Source organism: Streptomyces sp. OR43 (genome assembly GCF_008042275.1).
Classification (GTDB): domain Bacteria; phylum Actinomycetota; class Actinomycetes; order Streptomycetales; family Streptomycetaceae; genus Streptomyces.
This window is the reverse complement of the sequence record NZ_RDBK01000008.1, coordinates 689,862-716,037: the sequence shown is the minus strand read 5'-3', so window position 1 is coordinate 716,037 and position 26,176 is coordinate 689,862. Positions and strand designations below refer to the sequence as shown.

Annotated in this window: 22 protein-coding genes; 9 read left to right on the top strand and 13 right to left on the bottom strand. The window is 71.6% G+C overall.

The window, feature by feature from the left end:
• The first annotated feature begins 2 nt into the window (after positions 1-2).
• The 6 genes from EAO72_RS07265 to EAO72_RS07240 are packed head-to-tail and all read left to right on the top strand — an operon-like array spanning position 3 to position 5,896.
• Positions 3-935, top strand: coding sequence for a carbohydrate ABC transporter permease (locus EAO72_RS07265; RefSeq protein ID WP_261991347.1), 933 nt, complete (start codon positions 3-5; stop codon positions 933-935).
• Between the two features lie 2 nt (positions 936-937).
• Positions 938-1,885: a carbohydrate ABC transporter permease gene (locus tag EAO72_RS07260; protein ID WP_148016339.1), complete on the top strand. Its 948-nt coding sequence runs from the start codon at positions 938-940 to the stop codon at positions 1,883-1,885.
• A gap of 6 nt (positions 1,886-1,891) precedes the next feature.
• Positions 1,892-2,920 (top strand): NAD-dependent epimerase/dehydratase family protein, encoded by a 1,029-nt coding sequence (locus tag EAO72_RS07255; protein ID WP_148016338.1) that lies wholly within the window; start codon positions 1,892-1,894, stop codon positions 2,918-2,920.
• Between the two features lie 8 nt (positions 2,921-2,928).
• The gene (locus EAO72_RS07250) at positions 2,929-3,984 is read left to right on the top strand and encodes a dihydrodipicolinate synthase family protein (protein ID WP_148016337.1); all 1,056 of its coding nucleotides are present in this window, start codon (positions 2,929-2,931) and stop codon (positions 3,982-3,984) included.
• Positions 3,968-4,993, top strand: coding sequence for a hydroxyacid dehydrogenase (locus EAO72_RS07245; protein WP_148016336.1), 1,026 nt, complete (start codon positions 3,968-3,970; stop codon positions 4,991-4,993). Before EAO72_RS07250 ends, EAO72_RS07245 begins: the two co-directional genes overlap by 17 nt.
• A gap of 54 nt (positions 4,994-5,047) precedes the next feature.
• Entirely contained in the window at positions 5,048-5,896 is an 849-nt protein-coding gene (locus tag EAO72_RS07240; RefSeq protein WP_148016335.1) for a fumarylacetoacetate hydrolase family protein, read from the top strand.
• 17 nt (positions 5,897-5,913) lie between these two features.
• Here the strand turns inward: EAO72_RS07240 and EAO72_RS07235 are convergent, their stop codons facing one another.
• Both EAO72_RS07235 and EAO72_RS07230 read right to left on the bottom strand, forming a co-directional pair.
• Positions 5,914-7,614 carry a flavin monoamine oxidase family protein gene (locus EAO72_RS07235; RefSeq protein ID WP_148016334.1) on the bottom strand — a complete coding sequence of 567 codons (1,701 nt, stop codon included), beginning with the start codon at positions 7,612-7,614 and terminating at the stop codon, positions 5,914-5,916.
• Positions 7,615-7,703: 89 nt separating this feature from the next.
• Positions 7,704-8,501 carry a carbon-nitrogen hydrolase family protein gene (locus EAO72_RS07230; protein WP_148016465.1) on the bottom strand — a complete coding sequence of 266 codons (798 nt, stop codon included), beginning with the start codon at positions 8,499-8,501 and terminating at the stop codon, positions 7,704-7,706.
• A gap of 307 nt (positions 8,502-8,808) precedes the next feature.
• Here EAO72_RS07230 and EAO72_RS07225 point away from each other — a divergent pair, with 307 nt between their 5' ends.
• The gene (locus EAO72_RS07225; protein ID WP_148016333.1) at positions 8,809-9,375 is read left to right on the top strand and encodes a Repetin; all 567 of its coding nucleotides are present in this window, start codon (positions 8,809-8,811) and stop codon (positions 9,373-9,375) included.
• A gap of 10 nt (positions 9,376-9,385) precedes the next feature.
• Here EAO72_RS07225 and EAO72_RS07220 read toward each other — a convergent pair whose 3' ends face one another.
• From EAO72_RS07220 to EAO72_RS07210, 3 genes are all read right to left on the bottom strand, one after another.
• Positions 9,386-9,841: an Lrp/AsnC family transcriptional regulator gene (locus tag EAO72_RS07220; protein WP_148016332.1), complete on the bottom strand. Its 456-nt coding sequence runs from the start codon at positions 9,839-9,841 to the stop codon at positions 9,386-9,388.
• A gap of 135 nt (positions 9,842-9,976) precedes the next feature.
• The gene (locus EAO72_RS07215) at positions 9,977-11,434 is read right to left on the bottom strand and encodes an aldehyde dehydrogenase family protein (protein ID WP_148016331.1); all 1,458 of its coding nucleotides are present in this window, start codon (positions 11,432-11,434) and stop codon (positions 9,977-9,979) included.
• 195 nt (positions 11,435-11,629) lie between these two features.
• Positions 11,630-13,096, bottom strand: a complete 1,467-nt coding sequence (locus tag EAO72_RS07210; RefSeq protein WP_148016330.1) for a GuaB1 family IMP dehydrogenase-related protein — start codon at positions 13,094-13,096, stop codon at positions 11,630-11,632.
• Positions 13,097-13,403: 307 nt separating this feature from the next.
• Between EAO72_RS07210 and EAO72_RS07205 the strand changes: the two genes are divergently transcribed.
• Positions 13,404-14,426, top strand: coding sequence for a terpene synthase family protein (locus tag EAO72_RS07205; protein WP_148016329.1), 1,023 nt, complete (start codon positions 13,404-13,406; stop codon positions 14,424-14,426).
• Positions 14,427-14,496: 70 nt separating this feature from the next.
• Here EAO72_RS07205 and EAO72_RS07200 read toward each other — a convergent pair whose 3' ends face one another.
• The 4 genes from EAO72_RS07200 to fmt form a co-directional block, all read right to left on the bottom strand.
• On the bottom strand, positions 14,497-15,513 hold the full coding sequence (locus tag EAO72_RS07200; protein WP_148016464.1) for a sugar-binding transcriptional regulator: 1,017 nt from the start codon (positions 15,511-15,513) through the stop codon (positions 14,497-14,499).
• 163 nt (positions 15,514-15,676) lie between these two features.
• Positions 15,677-16,360, bottom strand: a complete 684-nt coding sequence (rpe, locus tag EAO72_RS07195) for a ribulose-phosphate 3-epimerase (protein WP_148016328.1) — start codon at positions 16,358-16,360, stop codon at positions 15,677-15,679.
• Positions 16,361-16,491: 131 nt separating this feature from the next.
• Positions 16,492-17,925, bottom strand: a complete 1,434-nt coding sequence (locus tag EAO72_RS07190; protein ID WP_148016327.1) for an RsmB/NOP family class I SAM-dependent RNA methyltransferase — start codon at positions 17,923-17,925, stop codon at positions 16,492-16,494.
• Between the two features lie 95 nt (positions 17,926-18,020).
• Positions 18,021-18,953: a methionyl-tRNA formyltransferase gene (fmt, locus tag EAO72_RS07185; RefSeq protein WP_148016326.1), complete on the bottom strand. Its 933-nt coding sequence runs from the start codon at positions 18,951-18,953 to the stop codon at positions 18,021-18,023.
• A 242-nt stretch (positions 18,954-19,195) separates the two neighbouring features.
• Here fmt and EAO72_RS07180 point away from each other — a divergent pair, with 242 nt between their 5' ends.
• Entirely contained in the window at positions 19,196-19,738 is a 543-nt protein-coding gene (locus EAO72_RS07180; RefSeq protein WP_148016325.1) for a hypothetical protein, read from the top strand.
• Positions 19,739-20,723: 985 nt separating this feature from the next.
• Here the strand turns inward: EAO72_RS07180 and EAO72_RS07170 are convergent.
• The 4 genes from EAO72_RS07170 to rpoZ all read right to left on the bottom strand — a co-directional run bounded on the left by EAO72_RS07170 (position 20,724) and on the right by rpoZ (position 26,100).
• Positions 20,724-22,880, bottom strand: coding sequence for a primosomal protein N' (locus EAO72_RS07170; RefSeq protein ID WP_148016324.1), 2,157 nt, complete (start codon positions 22,878-22,880; stop codon positions 20,724-20,726).
• A 149-nt stretch (positions 22,881-23,029) separates the two neighbouring features.
• Positions 23,030-24,238: a methionine adenosyltransferase gene (gene metK / locus EAO72_RS07165; protein ID WP_148016323.1), complete on the bottom strand. Its 1,209-nt coding sequence runs from the start codon at positions 24,236-24,238 to the stop codon at positions 23,030-23,032.
• A 241-nt stretch (positions 24,239-24,479) separates the two neighbouring features.
• Positions 24,480-25,682, bottom strand: coding sequence for a bifunctional phosphopantothenoylcysteine decarboxylase/phosphopantothenate--cysteine ligase CoaBC (coaBC, locus tag EAO72_RS07160; protein ID WP_148016322.1), 1,203 nt, complete (start codon positions 25,680-25,682; stop codon positions 24,480-24,482).
• A gap of 145 nt (positions 25,683-25,827) precedes the next feature.
• Positions 25,828-26,100, bottom strand: coding sequence for a DNA-directed RNA polymerase subunit omega (gene rpoZ, locus EAO72_RS07155; protein WP_003970369.1), 273 nt, complete (start codon positions 26,098-26,100; stop codon positions 25,828-25,830).
• Positions 26,101-26,176: the final 76 nt, after the last annotated feature.

The following is a 26,176-nucleotide window of genomic DNA, read 5'->3' as shown; positions in this document are numbered from 1 at the left end:
CAATCCCCCCGTACCGCAAGGAGATCCCCGTGGCAGTCGTCGCGGAACCCACCCGCCGGGGCCGTCGCAGCGGGCCGCAGGCGCGCCGCGAGGCCCGGATCGGCCTGCTCTTCGTCCTTCCGTGTTTCCTGCTGTTCCTCGCCTTCCGGTTCGGTCCGGGAGTCGCCGGTGTGCTGATGAGCTTCACCGACTACTCCCTCACCGGCGGCGGCAGCTTCATCGGGCTCGACAACTTCACCCGCCTGTGGGACGACCCGCTGTTCTGGCAGGCGCTGAAGGTCACCGTCCTCTACACCGTGCTCGCCGTGCCGGGCACGCTCATCGCGTCGGTGTCCCTGGCACTGATCACGCGGCGCGCGTTCCGCGGCGCCAAGTTCTTCCGGTCGGTGTTCTTCCTGCCGGTCGTCACCTCGCTGGTGCTGGCCGCGACCGTCTTCGTGTGGATCTTCTCGACCGGCGGCCCGTGGTCCACCCTGATGGGCTGGTTCGGGATGTCCGAGGGCTCCTGGCTCTCCGACGACGTGCTGGTGCTGCCCGCGCTCGCGATCGTCGGCGTCTGGTCCCGCTTCGGGTACGGGATGCTCATCCTGCTCGCCCGGATGCAGGACATCCCGCGCGAACTGGAGGAGGCCGCCCTCACCGACGGGGCCGGGCCCTGGCAGCGGTTCCGGCACATCGTGCTGCCGCAGCTCAAGCCCGCCCTGTTCTTCCTCGCGGTGATCGAGACGACGGCCTCGTTCCAGGTCTTCGACGCCGTCTACACCATGACGGGCGGCGGCCCCGCCAACGCCAGCTACACGCTCGTCTTCCAGCTCTACGACGCGGGCTTCAAGTACTTCGACCTGGGTTACGCCTCCGCCATCGGGGTCGCGCTCTTCGTGCTGACCGTGGTGGTCGCGGTGATCCAGCGGCTCGTGATCGGGAAGGACCAGTGACCATGACAGCGGCACCCACCGAGACCGAGGCCCCGCCCGTCCACACGACCCCGCCGCCCCCGGACCGGGCCGCGCGGCGGGCCGAACGCAGGCTGCGCAAGCTCTCCGAGCGGGACACCGTCCCGTACGGCATGCGCCCCACCCGCACCGGCCGTATCGCCCGCGGCGTGCTGCTGACGGTGGCCGCGCTCGTCACGGTGTTCCCGTTCTACGCGATGGTCGTGCTCTCCCTGAAGCCGTCGGCGGCGGTCGACTTCCCCGGCAGTCTGCTGCCGTGGCCGCTGACCGGCGAGGCGTACGACACCGTCATGGGCGCCCAGGACGTGCCGCGCTGGCTGCTGAACACCCTGGTCTACTCGGTCGTCTCCGTCGTCGGCGTGCTGCTGCTCGCCTCGCTGGCCGGATACGCCTTCGCCAAGAAGCGCTTCCCGGGCCGGGAGACGATGTTCTGGTCGTTCCTGTCGATGGTGATGGTCCCGTACCACGTCACGATGATCCCGACCTTCGCGATGATCGCGAAGCTGGGCGGCGTCGACACGTACTGGGGACTCATCGTGCCGACGCTGGCCAACGCCCAGGCGGTGTTCCTGATGCGCCAGTTCATCCAGGGGCTGCCGGACGAGCTCTTCGAGGCGGCGCGGCTCGACGGCTGCGGTGAGTGGCAGATCTTCTACCGGATCGTGCTGCCGCTGCTGAAGCCCATCCTCGCCACGCTCGGTGTCTTCGTCTTCCTGTGGCACTGGAACGACTTCCTGTGGCCCCTGGTCATCGGCCAGTCCACCGACATGCGCACCCTCACGGTCGGCATCGCCTCGCTCCAGCAGCAGAACGTGCCGCTCAACGTGGTGCTCTCCGGCTCCGTCATCGCGTTCGTGCCCATCTTCGCCGCGTACATGGTGGGCCAGCGCTACTTCACCGAGGGCGTCACCGCGTCCGGAATCAAGGGATAGCCACACATGTTCACCGATGAGGCCGCACTCGAAGAGCGGCTCGCCACTCCCTCACCCGCGCTCGTCGCCGATCTCGGCCGGCTCGAAGGCGATCTGCTGGTGCTCGGCGCCGGCGGCAAGATGGGCCCCAGCCTGTGCCGGCTGGCCCGCCGTGCGCTGGACGCCGCGGGCCGCGCGGACGTGACCGTGTACGCGGTCTCCCGCTGGTCGGACAAGGCGGCGGCCGAGGAACTGGAGGCGGCCGGGGTCCGTACCGTCGCCTTCGATCTGATGGACCCTGCCGCCGACCTGGCCGCACTGCCCGACGCCGGGAACGTCGTCTTCATGGTCGGCGCCAAGTTCGGTTCCGCCGGGGCGCCTTCGCTCGCCTGGGCGGTGAACGCCGCGATGCCGGACCGGGTCGCCCGGCGCTGGGCGGGTGCGCGGATCGCCGCGTTCTCCACCGGCAACGTCTACCCGCTGGTGCCCGTCTCCTCCGGCGGCTGCACCGAGACCGACCCGGTCGGCCCGGTCGGCGAGTACGCCATGTCGTGCCTGGGCCGGGAGCGCATCTTCGGCCACGCGGCGCTGACCCGTGGCACCAAGGTCGCCAACATCCGCCTCAACTACGCGGTGGACCTGCGCTACGGCGTCCTCGCCGACATCGCGTACCGCGTCCGGGCGGGCGAGCCCGTCGATGTGACGACCGGTCACGCCAACGTGGTGTGGCAGGGATACGCCAACGAGGTCGCCCTGCGTTCGCTGCTGCACGCCACCGACGGCGAGGCGTTCACCCTCAACCTCACCGGCCCCGAGACCGCGTCGGTCCGCCGGATCGCCCAGTGGTTCGGCGAGGAGTTCGACCGGGAGCCCGTCCTCGCCGGCCAGGAGGCGCCCACCGCGCTGCTCTCCGACGCGAGCCGCTGCCACGCTCTGTTCGGCTACCCGGACGTGGCGCTGCGCACCCTCGTCGCATGGCAGGCCGACTGGCTGCGCCGCGGGCTGCCGCTGTCCGGCAAGCCCACCAAGTTCCAGGTACGTGACGGAAGGTTCTGATCCACTCCATGTCCACTCCCTCCCTCCTGTCCACGCCCGCGCTGGAGTTGCTCGCCCACGGCGCGGCGATTCCCGCCCATCCGCTCGCACTGCACGAGGACGGCACGTTCGACGAGCGCCGGCAGCGCGCCCTGACCCGGTACTACCTCGCCTCCGGCGCGGGCGGCGCCGCGGTCGCCGTGCACACCACCCAGTTCGAGATCCGCGAGCGGGAGGTGGGCCTCTTCCGTCCCGTGCTGGAGCTCGCCGCCGAGACGATCGACGCCGAGGCCGGCCGGCCGTTCGTGAAGGTCGCCGGTGCCTGCGGCTACACCGCGCAGGCGGTCGCCGAGGCCGAGACGGCCGCCGAGCTCGGCTACGACGCGGTGCTGCTCAGCCCGGCCGTGCCCGGCGCCGACGAGAAGGGGCTGCTGGAGCGGGCGCGGGCGGTCGGCGAGGTGCTGCCGGTGATCGGCTTCTACCTCCAGGAGGCCGTCGGCGGGCGGTACCTGTCGCCCGCCTTCTGGTCCGCGTTCACCGACCTGCCGCACACCGTCGCGGTGAAGATCGCCCCGTTCGACCGCTACCGCACCGCCGATGTCGTCCGGGCGGTCGCCGCCGCGGACCGGGCCGACGAGGTCGCGCTGTACACGGGCAACGACGACGACATCATCGGCGATCTGCTCACCCCGTACGAGACGGCCGCCGGCACCCCCCGCTGGTTCGCGGGCGGACTGCTCGGCCAGTGGGCGGTGTGGACGGGCTCCGCGGTGACATTGCTCGACGACGTGCGCCGGGCCCGCGCCGGGGACCACGGGGCGGTGGTCCGCTGTCTGGCCCGCCGCACCGAGCTGACCGATGCCAACAGCGCGGTCTTCGATGTGCGGGGCGCCTTCCGCGGCTGCATCGCCGGGGTGCACGAAGTGCTGCGCCGTCAGGGGCTGCTGGCGAACATCCGCTGCCTGGACCCGGCCGAGACGCTCTCCCCCGGACAGGCCGACGAGATCACCCGGGTGGCCTCGGCCTACCCTTGGCTGACCGATGACGCCTTCGTTGCGGAGCACCTCGATGCCTGGCTCTCCTGAACCCGCCGACCGCTCCCCACGGGTCGTCGTCGCCGTACCGCCTGGCCTGCGCGCCCAGTTCTTCACCGCCGAGGTGTGGCAGGAACTGGAGCGGGCGGCCGAACTCGTCGTGATCGACGACCACTCCGACCGGGCGGCGGTCGCGGCCGCCCTGCCCGGCGCCCGTGCGCTGATCACCTCATGGCGGGCCCCCAAGGTGGACGCGGAACTACTGGCGCACGCGGACCGGCTGGAGTTGGTGGCGCACACCGGTTCGGCGGTCGCGCCCTATGTCACCGAGGACGTGTTCCGGCGCTCCATCCTGGTCACGCAGGCCGGTGACGAGATGGCCCGCCCGGTCGCCGAAGTGGCCCTGGCCTTCACGCTGTCGCTGCTCCACCGCATCCAGCGCTTCGACCACGCGCTGCGCGGCGGGCTGGAGTGGGCGGCGGCGAGCGAGGCCCCGCCGCGCCACGAGATCCACGGCAGCGACATCGGCGTGATCGGCGCCTCCCGGACGGGGCGCGCGTACATCCGGCTGGTGCGGGCGATGGGGGCGCGGGTCGGCGTCACCGACCCGTTCCTGTCGGAGGCGGACGCCCGCGAGCTCGGGGTGACGTCCGTTCCGCTGGAGACGCTGCTGACCCGGAGCCGGATCGTGGCCGTCCACGCCCCGGTCACCGAGGAGACCCACCACATGCTGGGTGCCCGCCAGTTGGCGCTGATGCCGGACGGGGCGGGCCTGGTGAACACCGCCCGGTCGTGGCTGGTCGACGAGGACGCGCTCCTCGCCGAACTGAGAACGGGGCGGCTGGACGCGGCGATCGACGTCTTCGACTCCGAGCCGCTGCCCGGCGGCCACCCCTTCCGCGCGCTGCCGAACGTGCTGCTCACCCCGCACCAGGCGGCGGGCAGCGTCGAGTGCCGGCAGCGGCTGGGCACCAGCGCCGTCAACGAGGTACTGCGGCTGCTCGCGGGGCGCCCCCCGGTCCACGCCGTCACCGCCGACGCCCTCGCGCGCCTGCACTGAACCCCCTCCGCCCTTCGGTCCCCACCCCCGTACCCGTCAGGAGATCTCACCGCCATGCGACTGATGCGCATCGGCGAGCCGGGCCATGAGCGCCCGGTCGCCGTCTGCCCCGAGGGCCGCCACTACGACCTGTCCGGCATCACGGACGACATCGACGGCGCCTTCCTCGCCGCGCTGGCCGACAACCCGCACCTGATCCCCGCCGAGCCGAAGCTCCCCGAGACCGACATCACGGGGCAGCGCGTGGGCGCCCCGGTGGCCCGGCCGTCCGCGCTCCTGTGCATCGGGCAGAACTACGCGGCCCATGCCGCGGAGTCCGGTGCCGAGCCTCCGAAGCAGCCGATCCTGTTCTACAAGTCTCCGAACACGGTGGTCGGTCCGTACGACGACGTCCTCATCCCACGCGGTTCGAAGAAGACCGACTGGGAGGTGGAGCTCGCCGTGGTGATCGGCCGCCGCGCCTCCTACCTGGACTCCCCCGCCGACGCCGCCGCCCACATCGCCGGTTACGCGGTGAGCAACGACGTCTCCGAGCGCGCCTTCCAGCTGGAGGAATCGGGCGGCCAGTGGTCGAAGGGCAAGAGCTGCGCCACCTTCAACCCGCTGGGCCCGGTGCTGGTGACTCCCGACGAGGCGGGCGACCCGCAGCGGCTGCGGTTGCGCAGCTTCGTCAACGCGCAGCCCCGGCAGGACTCCTCCACCGCGGACATGATCTTCAGCGTGGCGCATCTGGTGCACCACCTGTCGCAGTACCTGGTGCTGGAGCCCGGTGACATCATCAACACCGGTACGCCGCAGGGCGTCGCCCTGTCCGGACGCTTCCCGTACCTGGCCGAGGGCGATGTGATGGAGGTCGAGATCTCGGGCCTGGGCCGGCAGCGCAGCCTCTGCCGGCCCGCGTAACGGAGGCCGAACCGGGCTCAGTCCTCCGGGAGTTCGACCGGGGCGATCTCGTCGAAGAGGTCGCCCGGGCCGGGGTTGGTGGCGTCGGTGGCACCGCCGAACTGGGTCATCACGCCCCAGACGGCGTTCAGCGCGGTCTGCACGGCACCCTCGGCCCATCCGGCCGTCCAGGAGATGTCGTCGCCCGCCAGGAACAGTCCCCGCTTGTCGGCGGGCAGCCGGTCCTGCATGAAGTGGGTGAACAGGCGCCGCTGGTAGCGGTAGTGGCCGGGCAGGTTGGCCTTGAACGCGCCCATGAAGTACGGCTCGTTCTCCCAGGAGACGGTCACCGGGTTGCCGGTGATGTGCCCTCGGATGTCCACGTTCGGATAGATCTCTCCGAGCGACTTCAGCATGACGTCCATGCGCTCCGTCGCGGACAGCGGCAGCCACTTCAGGCTGTCGTCGCACCAGGTGTACGAGAGGCAGATGCTGGCCGGCCGGTCCGGGCCGTCGTCGAGGAGGTACGTGCCCCGTGTCATGCGGTCGGTCAGCGTCATCGACATGGCGTCGCGCCCGGTGGTCTCGTCCTTGTCCAGCCAGAACGGCCGGTCGACGGGCACGAACAGCTTGGAGGACTCCATGTAGTGGGTGCGCTCCATCGCCGTCCAGTGGTCGATCGGGAAGAGCGCGTCGTCGCAGGCGATCTTGGAGAGCAGCAGCCAGGACTGGCCGGTGAAGACCGCCGCCCGGAAGGTGCGGATGTCGCCGGAGGCGTCGGTGACGGTGATCCGGTTGCCGGCCGTGCGGTGCAGCCGGGTCACGGCGCCGCGCGGCTCACCGCCGTGCAGCGAGGCGAGCGACGTGCCGAGCGGCCAGTGGACGATCTTCTGCGGTTCGCGTTCCCACAGGCGCAGTGGGAGTTGCTGGCTGCCGCCGACGATGGAGCGGTGGTGGTCGTCCGCCTCGGTGTAGACGACGCGGAGGATCTCCAGGATGGAGTTGGGGAAGTCGGTGTCCCAGCCGCCGGTGCCGAAGCCGACCTGACCGAAGATCTCGCGGTGGCGGAAGGACTTGAAGGCGTCGGAGTCGCAGAGGAAGCCGTAGAAGGTCTGGTTGTCGAGCTTCTCGACGAGCCGGGCCCAGATCTCCCGGATCCGCGGGACGTCGCGCTCGCGCATCGCCCGGTTCATGTCGGAGAAGTCGGCGCCTTCCTCCAGGCAGGCGTTCCAGGCGTCCATAACGTCGCGGTAGACCTGCGGGAGGTCGTCGATGGTCCGGGCGTAGTGCGATTCGCCCTTCAGGTCGACGACGGTCGAGGGCGTGACCGGGGAGAGCGGGTTGGGGAACGGCTTCGTCTCCAGGCCGACCAGGTCGATGTAGTGCTGGAGGGCCGTCGAGGACGGCGGGAAGCGCATCGCGCCCATCTCGGCGGTGAGCGGTTCGCCGTCCGTGGTGCAGCCCTCGAACTCGACGGTGCGCAGCCGGCCGCCGATGCGGTCCGCCTCGTAGACGACGGGCCTGAGCCCCATCTTCATCAGCTCGTAGGCGGTGACGATGCCCGAGAGTCCGCCGCCGATGACGGCGACCTCGGTGCCGTGCTCGGTCGCCGGTATCTGGCCGAGTCCCGCGGGGTGGGCGAGGAAGTCGTCGTACGCGTAGGGGAAGTCCGGCCCGAACATGGTGATCGGCGGGGCTGCGTCGGTGTGCGGGACGGCCGGGGGCACCGTGGACGTCATGGGGTACGGACTCCTTGCGGGAAACGGGTGGGCGAAGGCGGGGCGGCGGGTCTCAGACGAGGGAGCCGTACAGACCGGGGCGGCGGGTCTCAGACGAGGGAGCCGTACAGACCGGGGCGGCGGTCGCGGAGATAGGGGTTGCCGGCCCGGGAGGTGGTCAGGAGGCCGGGGTCGACGTCGCCGATGACGAGTTCCTCGCCGCGTCCGGCGCGGGCGCGCACCGTGCCGTCGGGGCCTGCGAGACCGCTCAGTCCGACGAACTCGAAGGGGCCTTCGGTGCCGGTCCGGTTGGCGTAGGCGATGTAGAGCTGGTTCTCGAAGGCGCGGACCGGGACGACGGACTCCGCGACGAAGGGGAAGGGGTGCATCAGCGCGGTCGGGACCAGCAGGAGATCGGTTCCGGCGAGTGCGTGAGCCCGTACGTTCTCCGGGAACTCGACGTCGTAGCAGATCAGCAGGCCGATCCGGAGGCCGTCGAGCTCGGCCTGGACGACGGGCCGGTCTCCTGGGGTGAACCACCGCTCCTCGAAGTCGCCGAAGAGGTGGGTCTTGCGGTAGTGGGCGAGCGCGGTGCCGTCGGGCCCGATGAGCTGTGCGGCGTTGTACAGGGTGTCGCCGTCGCGCTCCGGGTATCCGTAGTGGACGGCGATGCCGTGACGTGCGGCGATCCCGGCGACGGCCCGGGCGGCGGGTCCGTCGGCGGCTTCGGCCAGGCGGGGCACGTCGTCCGCGATCGCGTACCCGGTCAGGAACATCTCGGGGCAGACGAGCAGCCGTGCGCCGCTCGCCGCGGCGCGAAGGGCGGCGCTCTCCAGTACCTCGATGTTCCGGGCCACCGAGCCCGGGAATCCGGAGCTCTGGAGCAGGGCGGTGCGCAGCGGCGGCATGGCTGACCTCGGACGATGCGTGGGATGGGAGACGTACTGACGGTACGTGGCGCGGATCGGGCGGGACAAGGCGCGAATGTTGCGCATGCACCGTCGATCCGTTGCGCGCCCGGGCCCTGACACGGCGATTCGTTGCGCCCCCTATCCCTACAGGTCAGGAGGGTGATTTCGGTCTCGGGCCGGACGGCCGGCCCGCCTTCCGGCGGAGGTGACGAACGACTTCGGAGCGATGCGGCCACCGGCCCGTGGACGCGACAGTGGAGGCGGCACGAACGACGTGCCGATACTGCCACCGAGGAGCTGGGCCATGACCCGCAGCACACACCACCGCGCAAGGTTCGCCGCGATCGGAGCGGCGTTACTTCTCACCGCCGGAGCCGCCGGATCGGCGGTGGCCTCCGGCGGCCACACCCCGGGGTCCGGCGGAAAGGACCGGTACCGGGAAGCCGCCGCTCTGACCGGAAGCGCGAAGCTCTACCGCCCCGGGCACGACATCTCGTTCTCCTTCGACGCCCATCTCGCGGCGAAGGACAACATGGCCCCTGACAAGGCGTTCGGGACGTTCCGCTTCAGTCACCGGTTCCCGGACGGCACCTCGGGCTACGCCGAGGTGCGGGTGGACTGCCTGGTGACCGGGGGCAAGGTGGCCGTCGTGACCGGCGTCATCACGGCCACTGATCTGGACAACAAGGGCGAGCGCGTCGGAGTGACCGTCCACGACCTCGGCAAGCACGATCGCCTCGGTTACAGCTGGGTGGGCGCCGACGCGGGCCTGGAGGTACCGAGGTGCCTGAGCTCGGCCCCGTTCGAGAAGGTCCGTGCCGGCACGGGCGACTTCAAGGTGCTGCCCTGGATTCCGGGGTACGAGGAGTGACCGGGCGTCGCTACGCCGGCGAGCCCGAGGGGTACCGGCGGAGCAGCGGTGAGAGAACCAGCACGGACTTGGTGCGCTCGATGTACGGCTCGCCCGCGATCCGTTCGAGGACCTGCTCGAAGTGGCGCATGTCAGCCGCGAAGACCTGCACGATCGCATCGGCATCGCCCGTCACCGTGGAGGCGGAAGCGATCTCCGGATACCGGGCGAGCCCCTGCTTGATGGCTTCCGGCGGGGTGTTCTTGCTGCAGTAGATCTCGATGAACCCCTCGGTCTGCCAGCCGAGGGCCGCCGGGTCCACCCGCACGGTGAAGCCGGTGATTGCGCCCTCGGCGCGCAGCCGGTCCACCCGGCGCTTCACCGCGGGCGCGGAGAGTCCGATGATCGCGCCGATGTCGGCGTAGGAGCGCCGGGCATCTTCGGCGAGGGCGTGGACGATGCGTTCGTCGAGGTCGTTCAGTCGCACGTCGTACGGTCACTTCTCTGCGAGGTCGAGGCTCTGGCGGGGCGGGGCCCGGCTGGTTCCGGGGACGGCATCGCCGCCCCCGGAAGTAGACCATGACCCGCCCCTCGGGGCGCGCTCACCGCAGGTGGTGCCGGATCAGAACGGGAACTGCGAGCGGCCGTGCTGCACGGAGATCCACTTCTGCGTGGTGAAGGCCTCCAGCATCGAGTCGCCGTTCAGCCGCCCCAGCCCGGAGTTCTTCTCGCCGCCGAAGGGGACGATGGGCTCGTCGTGGACGGTGCCGTCGTTGATGTGGATCATGCCGGTGCGGATGCGCTGTCCGACGCGGACCCCGCGCTCGATGTTGGCGGTGTGAACGGCTCCGCTCAGCCCGTACGGGGTGTCGTTGGCGATCCGGACCGCCTCGTCCTCGCCGTCGAAGGGCACGAGGAGGGCGACCGGGCCGAAGATCTCCTGGGACAGCACGGGCGAATCGGGCGCCAGCCCGGTGAGGACGGAGGGGCTCACGACGTTTCCGTCGGCCCGTCCGTGCAGCAGCGCGGTCGCGCCGGCCTCGACGGTCTGATCGACCAGGGTGGAGATGGCCTCGGCCTGGGTCGAGTTGATCAGCGGGCCGATCTGGGTGGCCGGGTCGGCCGGGTCACCGACGCGCAGCGAGGCGACCTTCGCGACGAACTTCTCGGTGAACTCCTGCTCCACCGCACGGTCGACGAGGATCCGGTTGGCAGCCATGCAGACCTGCCCCTGGTGCACGTACCGGCTGAACACCGCCGCGTCGACGGCGTAGTCCACATCGGCGTCGTCGAGCACGATCAGCGCGCTGTTGCCGCCGAGTTCGAGCACCGAGCGCTTGAGGTTCGCGGCGCACACCGTCGCGACGTGCCGTCCGACCTTGTCGGAGCCGGTGAAGGAGATGACCTGCGGTATGGGGTGCTCCAGCAGCGCGTCGCCGATCTCCGCGATGTCGGTGACGACGACGTTCAGCAGACCGGCCGGCAGTCCGGCGTCCTCGAACACCTTGGCCACCAGTGTGCCGCCGCAGACCGGGGTGTTCTGGTGCGGCTTGAGCACCACGGCGTTGCCCAGCGCGAGGGCCGGGGCGACGGACTTCAGGGAGAGCAGGAAGGGGAAGTTGAAGGGGCTGATGACCCCGACCACGCCGACCGGCACCCGGTAGACGCGGTTCTCCTTGCCGGGGGTCGGCGAGGGCAGGATCTGCCCGGTGGACCTCAGCGCGAGCTGGATCGCCTCGCGCAGGAACTCCTTGGCCAGGTGCAGTTCGAAGGCCGCCTTCAGCCGGGTGCCGCCGAGTTCGGCGACGATCGCGTCACCGAACTCGTCCTCGCGCTCCTCGACGACCCGCAGGGCCTTCTCCAGTACCGCGCGCCTGGCGTACGGGTTGGTGTCCGCCCACGCCTGCTGAGCGGTCTCGGCCGCGCGGTAGGCCTGGTCCACCTCGTCGGCCGTGGCGACCGTGATGGAGGCGAGCTTCTCCCCGTCGAACGGATTGAAGTCGATGATGTCCCAGGAACCCTTGCCCGGCCTCCACTCTCCGTCGATGTACTGATGGGCCAGGTCAGTGAAGAAGGACATGAGATCCCTTACCGCAGAGTGGCGGGCAGCTGAGTGGAATTCATATTACTTATTTTTCAACAGAGTTGGCATGCATCCCGGCCTTCCCGGGAGCACCGTTTCCGGCCACGTCCCGGCCTCCGGACGCCCGGAGACAGCCGTGCCCCTTCCGGCGTGAACAGCCGGAAGGGGCACGGTCGGTGCGAGCGGGCGGGATCAGCCCCAGCTGGCGTGCAGCGGCTTGCCCTCCGCGTAACCGGCGGCACTCTGCACACCCACGACCGCCTTCTCGGCGAACTCCGCGAGGGAGCCCGCACCGGCGTACGTGCAGGAGGAACGGACGCCCGCGATGATCGAGTCGACCAGGTCCTCGACACCGGGACGGGACGGGTCAAGGAACATCCGCGAGGTGGAGATGCCCTCCTCGAAGAGCGCCTTGCGGGCCCGGTCGTACGCCGACTCGTCGGACGTACGGTTCTTCACGGCGCGCGCGGACGCCATGCCGAAGGACTCCTTGTAGAAGCGCCCGTCCGCGGACTGCTGGAGGTCGCCGGGCGACTCGTGCGTCCCGGCGAACCAGGAGCCGATCATCACGTTGGAGGCACCGGCGGCGAGCGCCATGGCCACATCGCGCGGGTGACGGACACCGCCGTCGGCCCAGACGTGCTTGCCGTACTTCTTCGCCTCGGCGGCGCACTCCAGGACGGCGGAGAACTGGGGCCTGCCCACGCCCGTCATCATCCGGGTGGTGCACATCGCGCCGGGTCCGACACCGACCTTGATGATGTCCGCGCCGGCCTCGATGAGGTCGCGCACACCTTCGGCGGCGACGATGTTGCCGGCGACGATCGGTACCTGCGGATCCAGCGCCCTGACCGCTCGCACCGCGTTGATCATGGACTCCTGGTGACCGTGCGCGGTGTCGACGACCAGGGTGTCGGCGCCGGCGTCGAGGAGCTGCTTGGCCTTGCCCGCCACATCGCCGTTGATGCCGACGGCGGCCGCGATCCGCAGCCTGCCCGCCGCGTCGGTGGCCGGGGTGTAGAGCGTGGCGCGCAGGGCGGCCTTACGGGTGAGGATGCCGACGAGCCGGCCCTCCGCGTCGACCGCGGGGGCGAGCTTGCGGTTGGCGCCGTCGAGCTTGTTGAACGCGTCGCGCGGGTCGATGTCCGCGTCCAGCAGCACGAGGTCCTTCGACATGACCTCGGAGAGCTGGGTGAAGCGGTCGACGCCGGTCAGGTCGTGGTCGGTGACGACGCCGACGGGACGACCGTCACCGTCGACGACGACCCCGGCACCGTGGGCCCGCTTGGGCAGCAGGGACAGCGCGTCGGCGACCGTCTGGCCGGGGGCCAGCACGATGGGGGTGTCGAGCACGAGGTGGCGCGTTTTCACCCAGCTGATGACCTCGGTGACGACCTCGATCGGGATGTCCTGCGGGATGACGACGAGCCCACCGCGACGGGCGATGGTTTCGGCCATCCGGCGGCCCGCGATGGCCGTCATGTTCGCGACGACGAGCGGGATGGTGGTGCCGGTCCCGTCGGGCGAGGAGAGATCGACCCCCTGGCGGGATCCGACCGCCGACCTGCCCGGAACCATGAAGACGTCGTCGTACGTGAGGTCGTACGGGACGGAGGGGGACTCTGTGTATCGACCGGTGCCGGGCTCAAGAAAACGCATAACACTCATTTTTTCATACGAAATGGCGCAGGTCGCTTCCACGAAGACACAGCAAACGACTCCCGCCTTCGTATGTTCCTCCAAGGAACAAGATCGGGAGTCCCGGGCAAGTGGAACCTGCCTTGCCCACAGACCCTACCCGAGGGGCGTCGGAATCATTCGTGATCACCTTCCCTGGACCTGGTGACTCGGGGTCAGGTAGCTTCAAACGCGCAGGTCCCGCGGGTCACCAGACACCCCGGAGCATCAAGGCGGCGCGGCCACAACTGCCGCCACACGTACGACCGGAGAGGATCACGACCCGCCCGTGGAGAGCGAACTGCCGGACATCTACTGCCCGTTCCCCCAGCGGACGAACCCGCACGTCGGGCACGTACGGGAGCACCTTGACAGCTGGACCCGCAACACCGGTCTGGTGCACCGGGATTCAGCCAGGGACCGCTTCGAGCAAGCGGACTTCGGGGCCTTCGTCGGCATGGTCTACCCGACTGCCGACAGCAAGAACCTGGACCTCGTCGCCGACTGGTTCGTCTGGCTGTTTCTCGTCGACGACCAACTGGACGACGGCCACCTGGGCCGGAGCCCGGACCGCGTACGGGACGTCGTCGCACTGATGCAGTCCGTGGTCGAGGGCACCGGCACGGGCACCCTGGCGAACGAGCGGCTGCCGGCCGCGGTCGTCGCCCTCGCGGACCTGTGGGAACGCACGATGCCGGCCGCCGCGGCCCACTGGCGGCGGCGCTTCGCCTGGCACCTGATCACCTATCTCACGACGGCCACCACCTGGGAGGCCGGGAACCGCGCGGACGGCGTGGTCCCGGCCGAGGCCACATACGTGGAGAAGCGCCGCCACACGGGCGCGATACACGTCTGCATGGACCTGATAGAGATCGTGGCCGGCATCGAGGCGCCCGAGTCCATCCACAACGACCCGCGCTTCATCACCGCGCTCGAAGCCTCGTGCAACGTCGTGTGCTGGGCCAATGACGTGTACTCGTACGAGAAGGAACAGGTTCTCGGCGAGATCCACAACCTCGTGCACCTCGTCCGGCACCACCGCGGTTTCGGCAAGCAGCAGGCGCTGGAACACGTCTGCGCGGAGATCGCCACGGAGACCGAGCGCTTCCTGACGGCGGAGGCCGAGCTGCTGGCCGCCTACCCGCAGCTCGCCTGGATGCTGGAGCCGTATCTGGACGGGATGCGGAGCTGGATGCGCGGGAACCTCGACTGGTCCCGGCAGACCCCGCGCTACAACCCGGCCGACGTCAGCCAGTACAAGGAGCCTGAGCAGTATCTGGAGGCGACGGTGCTGGGCGTCGGGCAGGACTGAGCCCGACGTGGAGCGGGAGGGGGCGGGCGGTGATGACACCGCCCGCCCCCTCCCGCTCCACGTTCCGTGCTCACTCCCCGTCGGGGTCGGCCCGCTCCAGCGCGGGCCGGCGCGGCGCGGCCGAGTCCGTCAGCAGGTAGTCGGCCGCCGCGGTGTCGGTCACCAGGCTGGTGACGAGACCGGAGCGCAGCACGGCCCCGATCGCCGCGGCCTTGCGCTGGCCGCCCGCGATCGCCACCACCTCGGGGATCCGGCGCAGCCGGTCCGCCTCGACGGTGATGCACCGCTCGCCGAGGTCGCGGCCGACCCGGCGCCCGTCCGCGTCGAAGAGGTGGGCCGACATCTCGGCGGCGACGCCGAGCGAGGCGTAGTGCTCGCGCTCCTCGTCGGAGAGCATGTCGTGGACCGTGGAGATCCCCGGCTCCCAGGAACCGATGGAGACGGCCGCGACCGTCACCTTGTCGAAGTACTCGAAGGCCCGCGCGATGCCCGTCTGGTGGCGCAGCGCGGCGGCCGTCGCCGGGTCGGGGAGCAGCATCGGCGCGTAGATGGGGTGGGCCTCGCCCCCGGACACCTGGGCGGCCCGCCGCACGGCCTCGACCGAGCCGCGCTCGGCCGTTCCCGCGTCGTACACCCCGGTGAGCTGCACGACCGTGCACGGCGGCAGCCGGTCGAGGGCCGCCGCCATGTGAATGGTGGACCGTCCCCAGGCGAGCCCGAGCACATCGCCCTCGTTCACCAGTTCGCCGAGCAGGTCGGCCGCGACCTCGCCCAGGTTCTCCGGGTCGGCGGCGTCGTCCTGTTCCTCCGCCGGGGACTCGACCACGACCGCGTGGCGCAGCCCGTAGCGGGCGCGGAGCGCGTCGGAGCGCTCGGCGTCCAGCTCCGCGGGGACCCGGATCTCGATCCGTACGAGGTCACGTTCCAGAGCCGTCTCCAGGACCCGGGCCACCTTGAAGCGGCTGACGCCGAACTCCTCGGCGATCTGGATCTTGGATTTGCCCTCGAGGTAGAAGCGGCGGGCCATGGCCGCCGCCTGCACCAGCTCCGCGGGCCCCATCCGCAGGGCGGACCGGCCCGCCGACATTGCAGACACCGCGTTCTCCTCACTGCTGTTCACGCTCTCGATACGCCGTTCATCCTGTCAGATACGGCGACCCTTGATCGGTCCCGTCGGACCGCGTTCATCTGCACTTGGCCCGGCCGACGTGCGATCGGGGGCCGGAGGGGTGCCTGCGCCGTCATCGGCGTCAGTGGCCGCACGCCCACGCCGCCGAGGCGATGGCCCCGTCGGCCTTGGCGCGCAGGGCCCGGACGGCTTCGGCCGGGTCCTTGGCTCCGTACACGGCGGAACCCGCGACGAAGACGTCCGCCCCGGCCTCCGCGCACCGCTCGATCGTGGACTCGGAGACCCCGCCGTCGACCTGGAGCCAGAGTTCGAGTCCGTGCCGGGAGATCAGCTCACGGGTGCGGCGGATCTTCGGCAGCATGATGTCGAGGAAGGACTGGCCCCCGAAGCCCGGCTCCACCGTCATGATCAGCAGCATGTCGAGCTCGGGGAGCAGGTCCTCGTACGGCTCGATGGGCGTCGCCGGCTTGAGCGCCATGGACGCGCGGGCGCCCTTGGCCCGGATCTCCCGCGCGAGCCGGACGGGGGCGGCGGCGGCCTCCACGTGGAAGGTGACGGAGCCGGCCCCCGCCTCGACGTACTGAGGTGCCCAGCGGTCCGCGTCCTCGATCATCAGATGGCAGTCCAGCGGCGTGCTGGTGGCCCTGCTGAGCGATTCCACGATCGGGACGCCGAGCGTCAGATTGGGCACGAAGTGGTTGTCCATGACATCGACATGGAGCCAGTCGGCGCCTTCGACGGCCTGCGCCTCCTCGGCGAGACGTGCGAAGTCGGCGGAAAGAATACTGGGGTTGATCTGGGCCATGGGGCCAAGCCTGCCATGCTCCGGGGCACTTCCCCGCTTCGGTGCGCTCCAAAGCCTCACGGGATCATTACAGTTCGCGCATTCCCGGCCTTTTCGCCCCCGGTCCCCCCGTCCCGGACCGTCCGCGGTGATCAGCCGGTACGCCGCAGCAGAGCCAGGTACATCGCGTCCGTACCGTGCAGATGGGGCCAGAGCTGGACGTCGGGTCCGTCGCCCAGGGCGGGCACTCCGGGCATGAGCGGGCGGGCGTCCACCCACTCGGCCTCGACGGGTGCGCCGCCGCGCCCCTTGAGTACGTCCTCGACGACCACCCGGGTCTCCGCGAGGTGCGGCGAGCACGTCGCGTATCCGACGACGCCGCCGATCCGGACGGCCTTGAGTGCCTCGCGCAGCAGACCGCGCTGGAGGGGCGCGAAGCTCTCCAGGTCCTCCTTGCGACGGCGCCAGCGGGCCTCCGGGCGGCGGCGCAGCGCGCCGAGGCCGGAGCACGGGACGTCCATCAGGATCCGGTCGAACGTGTCGGGCAGCCACGGCGGCCGGGTGCCGTCGGCGGTGATCACCTGGTACGGGCCGGGGTTCCCGGCCAGCGAGCGCTCGACGAGGCGCGCCCGGTGCGGCTGCTTCTCGGCGGCGAGCAGGGCGGCGCCGCGGCCGGCGGCCAGGGCGGCCAGCAGCGCGGCCTTGCCGCCGGGGCCGGCGCAGCCGTCGAGCCAGCGGGTGTCGCTGCCCTCCAGCGGGGCGTTGGCGAGGGCCGTGGCGACGAGCTGGCTGCCCTCGTCCTGGACACCGGCCCGGCCCTCCTGCACGGCGGTCAGGGCACCGGGCTCCCCGCCCTCGGCCATCCGCACGGCGTAGGGGGACCAGCGGCCCGGGAGGCCGTTCTCCTCGCCGAGGGCGTCGAGGAGCTCGTCGGTGGTGGAACGTCCGGGGCGGGCGACCAGGGTGACCTCGGGCCGTTCGTTGTCGGCTTCGAGCAGGTCCTCGATGCCCGCGCGGCCGCCGCCCAGCGCGTCCCAGAGGGCCGAGACGACCCAGCGCGGATGCGAGTGGACGATGGCCAGATGGTCCTCGGCGTCGTCCTCGTACGAGGGGGCGACCCGCTCCACCCAGCCGTCGAGGTCGTCCGCCGACACCTTGCGCAGGACGGCGTTGACGAACTTGGCGCGTCCCTCGCCGAGCACCACCCGGGCCAGCTCCACGCTGGCGGAGACCGCGGCGTGCGTCGGGATGCGGGTGCCGAGCAGCTGGTGCACACCCATGTTCAGGACGTCCAGGACCGGCGGGTCGACCTCGACGAGCGGACGGTCGATGCAGGCGGCGACGATCGCGTCGTAGGTGCCCTGGCGGCGCAGTGTCCCGTAGACCAGCTCGGTCGCCAGCGCCGCGTCCCGGCTGTCGAAGTCTCCCTTGGCCCGGGCCTTCTTCAGCAGGGGAGGCAGGACGAGGTTGGCGTACGCGTCGCGTTCGTCGACGGCCCTGAGGGCCTCGAAGGCGAGGAACCGGACCGGGTCCTTCTGCGGACGGCGGTGCGGCTTGGCGGGACGGCGACGCGGCTGGTCGTTCACGTGAAAGGTGCTCCGCTGATGGTGAGGGGGCGAACCGTCCCAGCCTACGTCCCCGGCCCGGTCCGCCCGTCCGCACGGCCCCTCGGACGCCGCCCTCAGATGCCGGCGAGCTCGCCGGGGACGATGCGCACCCCGCGCGCCCAGTCCGCGGCGCGCATCGGCTTCTTGCCCTGCGGCTGGACCCAGAGCAGCTCGATCGCGTGCGATCCGGTGCCCACGTACACGTTGTTCTTGGACGCGGACAGCTCGCCGGGCGCCAGATCGGCCCGGTCCACGACGGGCACGGCCTGGATCAGCTTGAGGCGCTCCCCGCGGAAGAGGGTCCACGCGCCGGGGGCCGGGGTGCAGCCGCGGACCACCCGGTCGACGCGCAGGGCGGGCGCCGACCACTGGACCTGGGCGTCCTCGACGGTGATCTTCGGTGCGAGGGTGATGCCGTCGGCGGGCTGCGGCACGGCGTGCAGGGTGCCGTCCTCGATGCCGTCCATCGTCGCGGCGAGCAGCCCGGCCCCGGCGAAGGCCAGCCGGGTCAGCAGATCGCCGCTGGTGTCCGTGGGCCGCACCTCCTCGGTCAGGACGCCGTAGACCGGTCCGGAGTCGAGCCCCTCCTCGATGAGGAACGTGGACGCCCCCGTCACCTCGTCGCCCGCCATGACGGAGTGCTGAACCGGTGCGGCGCCGCGCCAGGCGGGCAGCAGCGAGAAGTGGAGGTTGACCCAGCCGCGGGCCGGGATGGCGAGTGCGGCCTTGGGCAGCAGCGCCCCGTAGGCGACGACGGGGCAGCAGTCCGGCGCGATCTCCCTGAGCCGCGCCAGGAAGTCCTCGTCCCGGGGCCTGGCGGGCTTGAGCACCTCGATGCCGGCCTCTTCCGCCCGCTCGGCGACGGGACTGGCCACCATGCGGCGGCCCCGGCCCGCCGGCGCGTCGGGCCTGGTCACGACGGCGGCCACCTCATGGCGACCGGAGGCGATCAGGGCGTCCAGTGCGGGTACGGCTACCTCGGGGGTGCCTGCGAAGACGAGCTTCATGGGTGGCTGACTGCCTCTCAGGCCGAAACATCTACGGTGACGAGCAACGCACAAGTCTATGGGCCCGGAAGCCGGGTGGGCGCTGGGGGGCGTACGCACGGTTGCGCGCCCCTTGCAGATGCATATGCGCCCCCGGAGCGTGACCAGATCCCCCGGTGAGGCGTTGGTCAAGAGAGATTGACCGAAGCGAGCCGCCCTGGTGCGGCCCGATCCCTTTCAACGCCGGTTCGAGAGGCTTCTTCATGGCCGACCACGCAACCCACGACGCCCAAGCGCGGGCCAGCCTGCATCTACTGGTGCGGGACATCGAGCGGGTTCGGCGGCAGGTGGACGCGCTGCGCACACTCACCGCCCAGCTGGGCAATGTCTACCGTCCACGCCGCTCCGGCCCCTCAGCGGGCTTCGTCGTCTACGGCAGGGCCCCGGCCCCCACCGTCAGGCTGGCCCAGGAACTGCGGGACAGCGTCGAGACCCTGGTCACGGCGGCTGTGGACTTCGACCGTTCGCTGGGATTCTCCTGGGACGCGGTGGGCTCCGCGCTCGGAGTAACCAAACAGGCGGTGCACCGTCGCTACGGGGCGCGCCGCGCCGCGCCGCAGCCGGTGACGGCCGAGGGCGCCGCCGAGGTCGTGGCACAGCGTCCCGGGCCGGTGGCGCCCGGGTCGCCCCCCGCGCTGCCCACCGTCCCGGCCGCACGCACGATGCCGCCGCAGCCGTCGGCGGAGCGTCCGCCGATGCGCGAGGACCTGCGCCCGGGCGCCTTCCCGGGCCCCCGCAACGGCTGACCCACCGCTGCGGGTGCCCGCTGGTCCGGGCCCCCGCAGGTGCGGGGTTCCGTCCTCAATCGCCGGACGGGCTTGAGTGGCGCACGCCACCCGTGGGGTGCGCGTCACGTCCGGTGGTCGGGGGCGGGGTCCCTCCGGGYAGATCTCCTCGGACGCCGCACGTTCCGCCGGTTCGTGAAGGACCCGGGTCGATGTGCGTCGTCCTGCGGGGACTCCCCTGCACGGCCCCGGACCGGCCGCCTCGCGTCTGCGACAGTCGTCACTCCGGTGTGCGGACGTGGCTGATGCCGGGTGGGGGCGTGCAGGGGAGTCCCCGCAGGAAATGGCGTACGACCCGGGTCGTCTGCGTACCCGGGTGAATACGCCAGTTCCGAGGAGATCTTCCCGGAGGGACCCCGCCCCCGACCACCGGACGTGACGCGCACCCCACGGGTGGCGTGCGCCACTCAAGCCCGTCCGGCGATTGAGGACGGAACCCCGCACCTGCGGGGGCCCGGACCAGCGGGCACCCGCAGCGGTGGGTCAGCCGTTGCGGGGGCCCGGGAAGGCGCCCGGGCGCAGGTCCTCGCGCATCGGCGGACGCGGGTCGATGTGCGTCGTCCTGCGGGGACTCCCCTGCACGCCCCCGGACCGGCCGCCTCGCGTCTGCGACAGTCGTCACTCCGGTGTGCGGACGTGGCTGATGCCGGGTGGGGGCGTGCAGGGGAGTCCCCGCAGGAAATGGCGTACGACCCGGGTCGTCTGCGTACCCGGGTGAATACGCCAGTTCCGAGGAGATCTTCCCGGAGGGACCCCGCCCCCGACCACCGGACGTGACGCGCACCCCACGGGTGGCGTGCGCCACTCAAGCCCGTCCGGCGMTTGAGGACGGAACCCCGCACCYGCGGGGAGACCCGCACCACCCAAGCCCGTCCGGCGMTTGAGGACGGRMCCCCGCACCCCGGACCGGGGGCAACCCACACGCTGCCGCCCGCCCAAGGGCCCGTCACCCGATATCCGGCGGGTCCACCCGCATCCGCACCGGGCCCCCCGCCGCGCCGCCGCCCCCGCGGGACAGCCGCGCGGCCTGTGCCGCCTTCAGTGCGGCCGCCAGCGCCGCCCCGCTGCCCGGCGGCACCCTGATCAGGGCCCGCTCCCAGGCCTCGCCGACAGGCGCGTCGGAGGGCCTGCGTGGCTGCCCCGGCCAGCCGCCCGGGACCGGCACGGGACCGAGCAGCTCGGCATCCGCCGGCAGCTCCGCGGCCGCGAGGAAGGCGGCGAGTGCCTCGGCTGTGCCTGTCACCGACGCCATCCGGGACACCGGCGGAAAGCCCAGCTCGGCCCGTTCCGCGAGCTCGCGGCGGGCGTGGCCGACCGGGTCCCAGCGGACCAGGGCCTGCACGGGCCGCAGCGTCGGCTCGGCGACGATCACCACGGTGCCGCCCTCCGGCTGTCCCCGGACCAGCGCGGCGGCGGCCGTCCAGCGGCGCAGGGCCTCCTCGCCGGCCCGCAGGTCGGGGCGGCCGACCATGGCCCAGCCGTCCAGCAGCAGGGCCGCCGCGTACCCGCCCTCGGCGACCGGCTCGGCGCCGGGCGTGCTGACGACCAGCGCGGGCTGATCGGGCACCGAGTCCAGGATGTGGTCGCGGCCGGAGGTCCGGACCGGCACGGCGGGAAAGGCCCGGCCGAGCTCTTCCGCCGTCCGTCGGGCGCCGACGATCTGGGCCCGCAGCCTGCGGCCACCGCAGGCGACGCAGTGCCAGGACGTCTCGGCCCGCCCGCACCAGGCGCAGTTCAGATCCTGCTGGTCGGGCGCTTCCAGCGGCCCGGCGCAGTGCCGGCACCGCGCGGGCTCCCGGCAGCGCTCGCAGGCCAGCCGGGGGGCGTAGCCCCGGCGCGGCACCTGGACCAGCACCGGGCCTGTGCGCAGTCCGTCGCGCACGGTCTGCCAGGCGAGGCTCGGCAGCCGGGCGGCCCGGGCCGCGCCGTCCCGTGCGAGTTCGCCGTCGCCGACGGTGCGGACCAGCGGCGCCGCGATCCGCAGCTGGTCCCGGTCCGCGCGCAGCGGCAGTGCCCACCCGGTCTCGACCAGTTGCGCGGCCTCCACGGTGCAGCTCGTGCCGCCGAGCAGAAAGGCGCACCGGCCGTGTGCCGCCCGCAGCTCCAGGACCTCGCGGACGTGCGGGAAGGGGGCGTTGTCATCACTGTGGCTGGAGTCCCCGTCGTCCCAGATCGCGACCAGGCCGAGATCGGCGACGGGGGCGAACATCGCGGCCCGGGTCCCGACGACCGCCCGGACGGAGCCGCGGCTCACCGCGAGCCACTCCCGGTAGCGCTTCTCGGGCCCCGAACCGGCCGTCAGCATGGCGTGGCGGCCCTCGCCCAGCAGTCCGGTCAGGGCCGCGTCGACACGGCCCGCGGTCCGCCCGTCGGGGACGACGACCAGGGCGCCGCGCCCGGAGGCGAGGGTCGCGGCGACGGCGGCGGCGATCTCCTGCGGCCAGTGCGGTCCCGGGAGCGCGGTCCACACGGCCCGGGGCGCTGCCCCGTCGGCCAGCGCGGACAGGAAGGCGGGTCCCTGCGCGTACCGCTGCCAGGTGCCCGGCGCCGGTGGCGGGGGCGGGGGCAGGGGCTGCGGTGACGGCTTCGCCTCGGCCCGGGCGTTCCTCGGCGGCACCGCGAGCTGGAGGACGTCCGCGAGGCTGCCCGCGTAGCGGTCGGCGACGGCCCGCGCGAGTGCGAGCAGCTCCGGGCCGAGAACCGGTTCGGGTGAGACCACGGAGGCGAGCGCGGCCAGCGCCCCGTTGTAGTCGGACTCGGCGAGCCGCTCGACCAGGAATCCGTCGATGAGCCCGCCGCCCTCGCGCCGCCCTCCCCGGACGTTGCGCCCGCCGGCCCCGAAGCGCACCCGTACCCGCACACCGGGCCGCGCCTCGGCGTCGAGCTCCTCGGGTACGGCGTAGTCGAAGTACTGGTCGAGGTGGAGCGCTCCCTTGTTGACCAGTACGCGGGCGACAGGAAGCTCCTTGGCGAGCGCGGCCCCGCGCCAGGTCCGCGGTTTGGCGCGCGGCACATCGGCCCTGCGCACCGTCTCCCGGATCAGCGCAAGCTGCTCCGGTGCCCCGGCGCCGGGCTCCTCGGACCGCTTGTCGTCGCTGCTCACAGCCAAATTCCTACCAGACAAGACTGACAGCCGACGCCGTCGGCCGTGCGTCCCGCGGTGGCCGGGCCGCCCTCCCGGTACGCGGAACGCGCCGGAGCCCGGACACCGTGACGGCATCCGGGCTCCGGCGTACGGACGAGCCGGCGGACCTACAGGCCCGCGGCCTTGCGCAGCGCGTCCACGCGGTCGGTGCGCTCCCAGGTGAAGTCGGGCAGCTCCCGGCCGAAGTGGCCGTACGCGGCGGTCTGGGCGTAGATCGGGCGCAGCAGGTCGAGGTCGCGGATGATCGCGGCCGGGCGGAGGTCGAAGACCTCGCCGATGGCGTGCTCGATCTTCTCGGTCTCGACCGCGGCGGTGCCGAACGTCTCGACGAAGAGGCCGACCGGCTCGGCCTTGCCGATCGCGTACGCCACCTGCACCTCGCACCGGGCCGCGAGGCCCGCCGCGACGACGTTCTTGGCGACCCAGCGCATGGCGTACGCGGCGGAGCGGTCGACCTTCGACGGGTCCTTGCCCGAGAAGGCACCGCCGCCGTGACGGGCCATGCCGCCGTAGGTGTCGATGATGATCTTGCGGCCGGTCAGCCCGGCGTCGCCCATCGGGCCGCCGATCTCGAAACGGCCGGTCGGGTTGACCAGCAGACGGTAGCCCTCGGTGTCGAGCTTGATGCCGTCCTCGATCAGCTGGTTCAGGACGTGCTCGACGACGAACTCGCGGATGTCGGGAGCGAGCAGCGAGTCGAGGTCGATGTCGCTCGCGTGCTGCGAGGAGACGACGACCGTGTCGAGACGGACGGCCTTGTCGCCGTCGTACTCGATGGTGACCTGCGTCTTGCCGTCGGGGCGCAGGTACGGGATGGTCCCGTTCTTGCGCACCTCGGACAGCCGGCGCGACAGCCGGTGGGCGACGTGGATCGGCAGCGGCATCAGTTCGGGCGTCTCGTCGCAGGCGTAGCCGAACATGAGGCCCTGGTCGCCGGCGCCCTGCTTGTCGAGTTCGTCCTCGTCGCCTTCGACACGCTTCTCGTACGCGGTGTCGACGCCCTGCGCGATGTCGGGAGACTGCGCGCCGATGGACACCGAGACACCGCAGGAGGCGCCGTCGAAGCCCTTCTTCGAGGAGTCGTAGCCGATCTCCAGGATCTTGTCGCGCACCAGCTGGGCGATCGGGGCGTAGGCCTTGGTCGTGACCTCACCCGCGACGTGCACCAGACCTGTGGTGATCAAGGTCTCGACGGCGACACGCGACGTCGGGTCCTCACGGAGGAGTGCATCGAGAATGGTGTCGCTGATCTGGTCAGCGATCTTGTCGGGGTGACCCTCGGTAACGGACTCCGAGGTGAAGAGACGGCGGGACACATCGCTCCCTGGGGTTGCAGCGGCTGCTGGCTGATCATTTGGCGGACGGCCCGGGAGCTGCGCCCGGTACGAACCTGGACCAGTTTATCGGTCGGCTCCGGCTGTCGGACAACGTGTCTCGCCCTTTGGCGGATCTGTGACGTGCGGCACCGGTGCCCGGAAGTCCCCCAAGGGCCGCCCCGGGCACCGTTCGTGCCCGTATTTCAAGGGATCGGGCCCCGGGGGCGGCGACACGCGAAATTCACCCAAGACGCGCCGACACGAGGTCCCAGACCGTGTCGGCAAGCGCTTCCTTGGGCCCGTACGGCACCGGGGTCTCGCTCCCGTCGGCCGCGAGCACGACCGCCTCGTTCTCCTCCGAGCCGAAGGTCTTGCGCTCCCCCACCTCGTTGACGACCAGCAGGTCGCAGCCCTTGCGGAGGAGTTTCTCCCGGCCGTTGGCGAGGACGTTGTCGGTCTCGGCGGCGAATCCGACGACGAGCTGCCCCGGCGCGGCGCGGTCGGCCGCCACCTCGGCGAGGATGTCGGGATTGCGTACGAGGGTGAGGGGGGCCGGTTCCTGGCCGTCCTTCTTCTTGATCTTCCCCGTCACGTACTCGGCCGGACGGAAGTCGGCGACCGCCGCCGCCATCACCACGACGTCGGCGTCGGCCGCAGCCTTCAGCACGGCCTCGCGCAACTGCACCGCGGTGCCCACGTGGACGAGGTCGGCTCCGGAGGGATCGGGCAGCCCGGTGTTGGCCTCGACGAGCGTGACGCGGGCGCCGCGGGCGACGGCGGTGCGGGCGAGCGCGTAGCCCTGCTTGCCGGAGGAGCGGTTGCCGAGGTAGCGGACCGGGTCGAGCGGCTCGCGGGTGCCTCCCGCGCTGATCACCACGTGCCGGCCGGCGAGGTCGGGGGCGACGGGGCCGCGGGCCAGGACGCGGCGGCACACCTCGAAGATCTCCGCCGGGTCCGGCAGCCGGCCCTTGCCGGTATCGACTCCGGTGAGGCGCCCGACAGCGGGCTCGATGACGACGGCGCCACGGCGCCGCAGGGTGGCGACGTTCTCCTGGGTGGCCGGGTGCTCCCACATCTCGGTGTGCATGGCGGGCGCGAAGACGACCGGACAGCGGGCGGTGAGCAAGGTGTTGGTGAGCAGGTCGTCGGCGAGGCCGTGGGCCGCCTTGGCGAGCATGTCGGCGGTGGCGGGGGCGACGACGACCAGGTCGGCGTGTTGTCCGATCCGCACGTGCGGGACCTCGTGGACGTCGTTCCAGACCTCGGTGGAGACCGGGTGGCCGGAGAGCGCCGACCAGGTGGCGGCGCCCACGAAGTGGAGCGATGCCTCGGTCGGCACGACCCGTACGTCGTGTCCCGACTCGGTCAGCCGGCGCAGCAGCTCGCACGCCTTGTACGCGGCGATGCCGCCGCTGACCCCCAGGACGACCTTCGGCTTGTCCACTGCGTCTCCCCGCACTCGGATACGTACGCGCTCCGTACATCCCCCATGCTGCCTCACCGCCGCCCACGCGGGTCCGTCGCCCCGGGACACACCACAGGCCCGGCGGTCACGACCGCCGGGCCTGTGGTGAAGGTGCGTTTCCTGCTTACTGCGCGGGGCCCTCGATGGCCTCGGAGGTGAGCAGGCCCGCGTTGATCTCGCGGAGCGCGATCGAGAGCGGCTTCTCGTGGACGTGGGTGTCGACGAGCGGACCGACGTACTCGAGGAGTCCCTCACCGAGCTGCGAGTAGTACGCGTTGATCTGGCGCGCGCGCTTGGCGGCGTAGATCACGAGGCTGTACTTCGAGTCGGTTGCTTCGAGGAGCTCATCAATCGGCGGGTTGATGATGCCCTCGGGCGTGGTGATGGAAGAGGACACTCTCTGCCTTCCGAAGGGGGTGAAGATCAAAGAAATCTTTGACAGTCAGGGGCTTTGTGGCCGGTGCCCCCGTGTC

What these genes read in the sequence shown, in the direction of transcription:
- EAO72_RS07260 (WP_148016339.1), top strand. Translation starts at nt 938, where the DNA reads ATGACAGCGGCACCCACCGAGACCGAGGCCCCGCCCGTCCACACGACC.
- EAO72_RS07255 (WP_148016338.1), top strand. Translation starts at nt 1,892, where the DNA reads ATGTTCACCGATGAGGCCGCACTCGAAGAGCGGCTCGCCACTCCCTCA.
- EAO72_RS07250 (WP_148016337.1), top strand. Translation starts at nt 2,929, where the DNA reads ATGTCCACTCCCTCCCTCCTGTCCACGCCCGCGCTGGAGTTGCTCGCC.
- EAO72_RS07245 (WP_148016336.1), top strand. Translation starts at nt 3,968, where the DNA reads ATGCCTGGCTCTCCTGAACCCGCCGACCGCTCCCCACGGGTCGTCGTC.
- EAO72_RS07240 (WP_148016335.1), top strand. Translation starts at nt 5,048, where the DNA reads ATGCGACTGATGCGCATCGGCGAGCCGGGCCATGAGCGCCCGGTCGCC.
- EAO72_RS07235 (WP_148016334.1), bottom strand. Translation starts at nt 7,614, where the DNA reads ATGACGTCCACGGTGCCCCCGGCCGTCCCGCACACCGACGCAGCCCCG.
- EAO72_RS07230 (WP_148016465.1), bottom strand. Translation starts at nt 8,501, where the DNA reads ATGCCGCCGCTGCGCACCGCCCTGCTCCAGAGCTCCGGATTCCCGGGC.
- EAO72_RS07225 (WP_148016333.1), top strand. Translation starts at nt 8,809, where the DNA reads ATGACCCGCAGCACACACCACCGCGCAAGGTTCGCCGCGATCGGAGCG.
- EAO72_RS07215 (WP_148016331.1), bottom strand. Translation starts at nt 11,434, where the DNA reads ATGTCCTTCTTCACTGACCTGGCCCATCAGTACATCGACGGAGAGTGG.
- EAO72_RS07210 (WP_148016330.1), bottom strand. Translation starts at nt 13,096, where the DNA reads ATGCGTTTTCTTGAGCCCGGCACCGGTCGATACACAGAGTCCCCCTCC.
- EAO72_RS07200 (WP_148016464.1), bottom strand. Translation starts at nt 15,513, where the DNA reads ATGTCGGCGGGCCGGTCCGCCCTGCGGATGGGGCCCGCGGAGCTGGTG.
- rpe (WP_148016328.1), bottom strand. Translation starts at nt 16,360, where the DNA reads ATGGCCCAGATCAACCCCAGTATTCTTTCCGCCGACTTCGCACGTCTC.
- fmt (WP_148016326.1), bottom strand. Translation starts at nt 18,953, where the DNA reads ATGAAGCTCGTCTTCGCAGGCACCCCCGAGGTAGCCGTACCCGCACTG.
- EAO72_RS07180 (WP_148016325.1), top strand. Translation starts at nt 19,196, where the DNA reads ATGGCCGACCACGCAACCCACGACGCCCAAGCGCGGGCCAGCCTGCAT.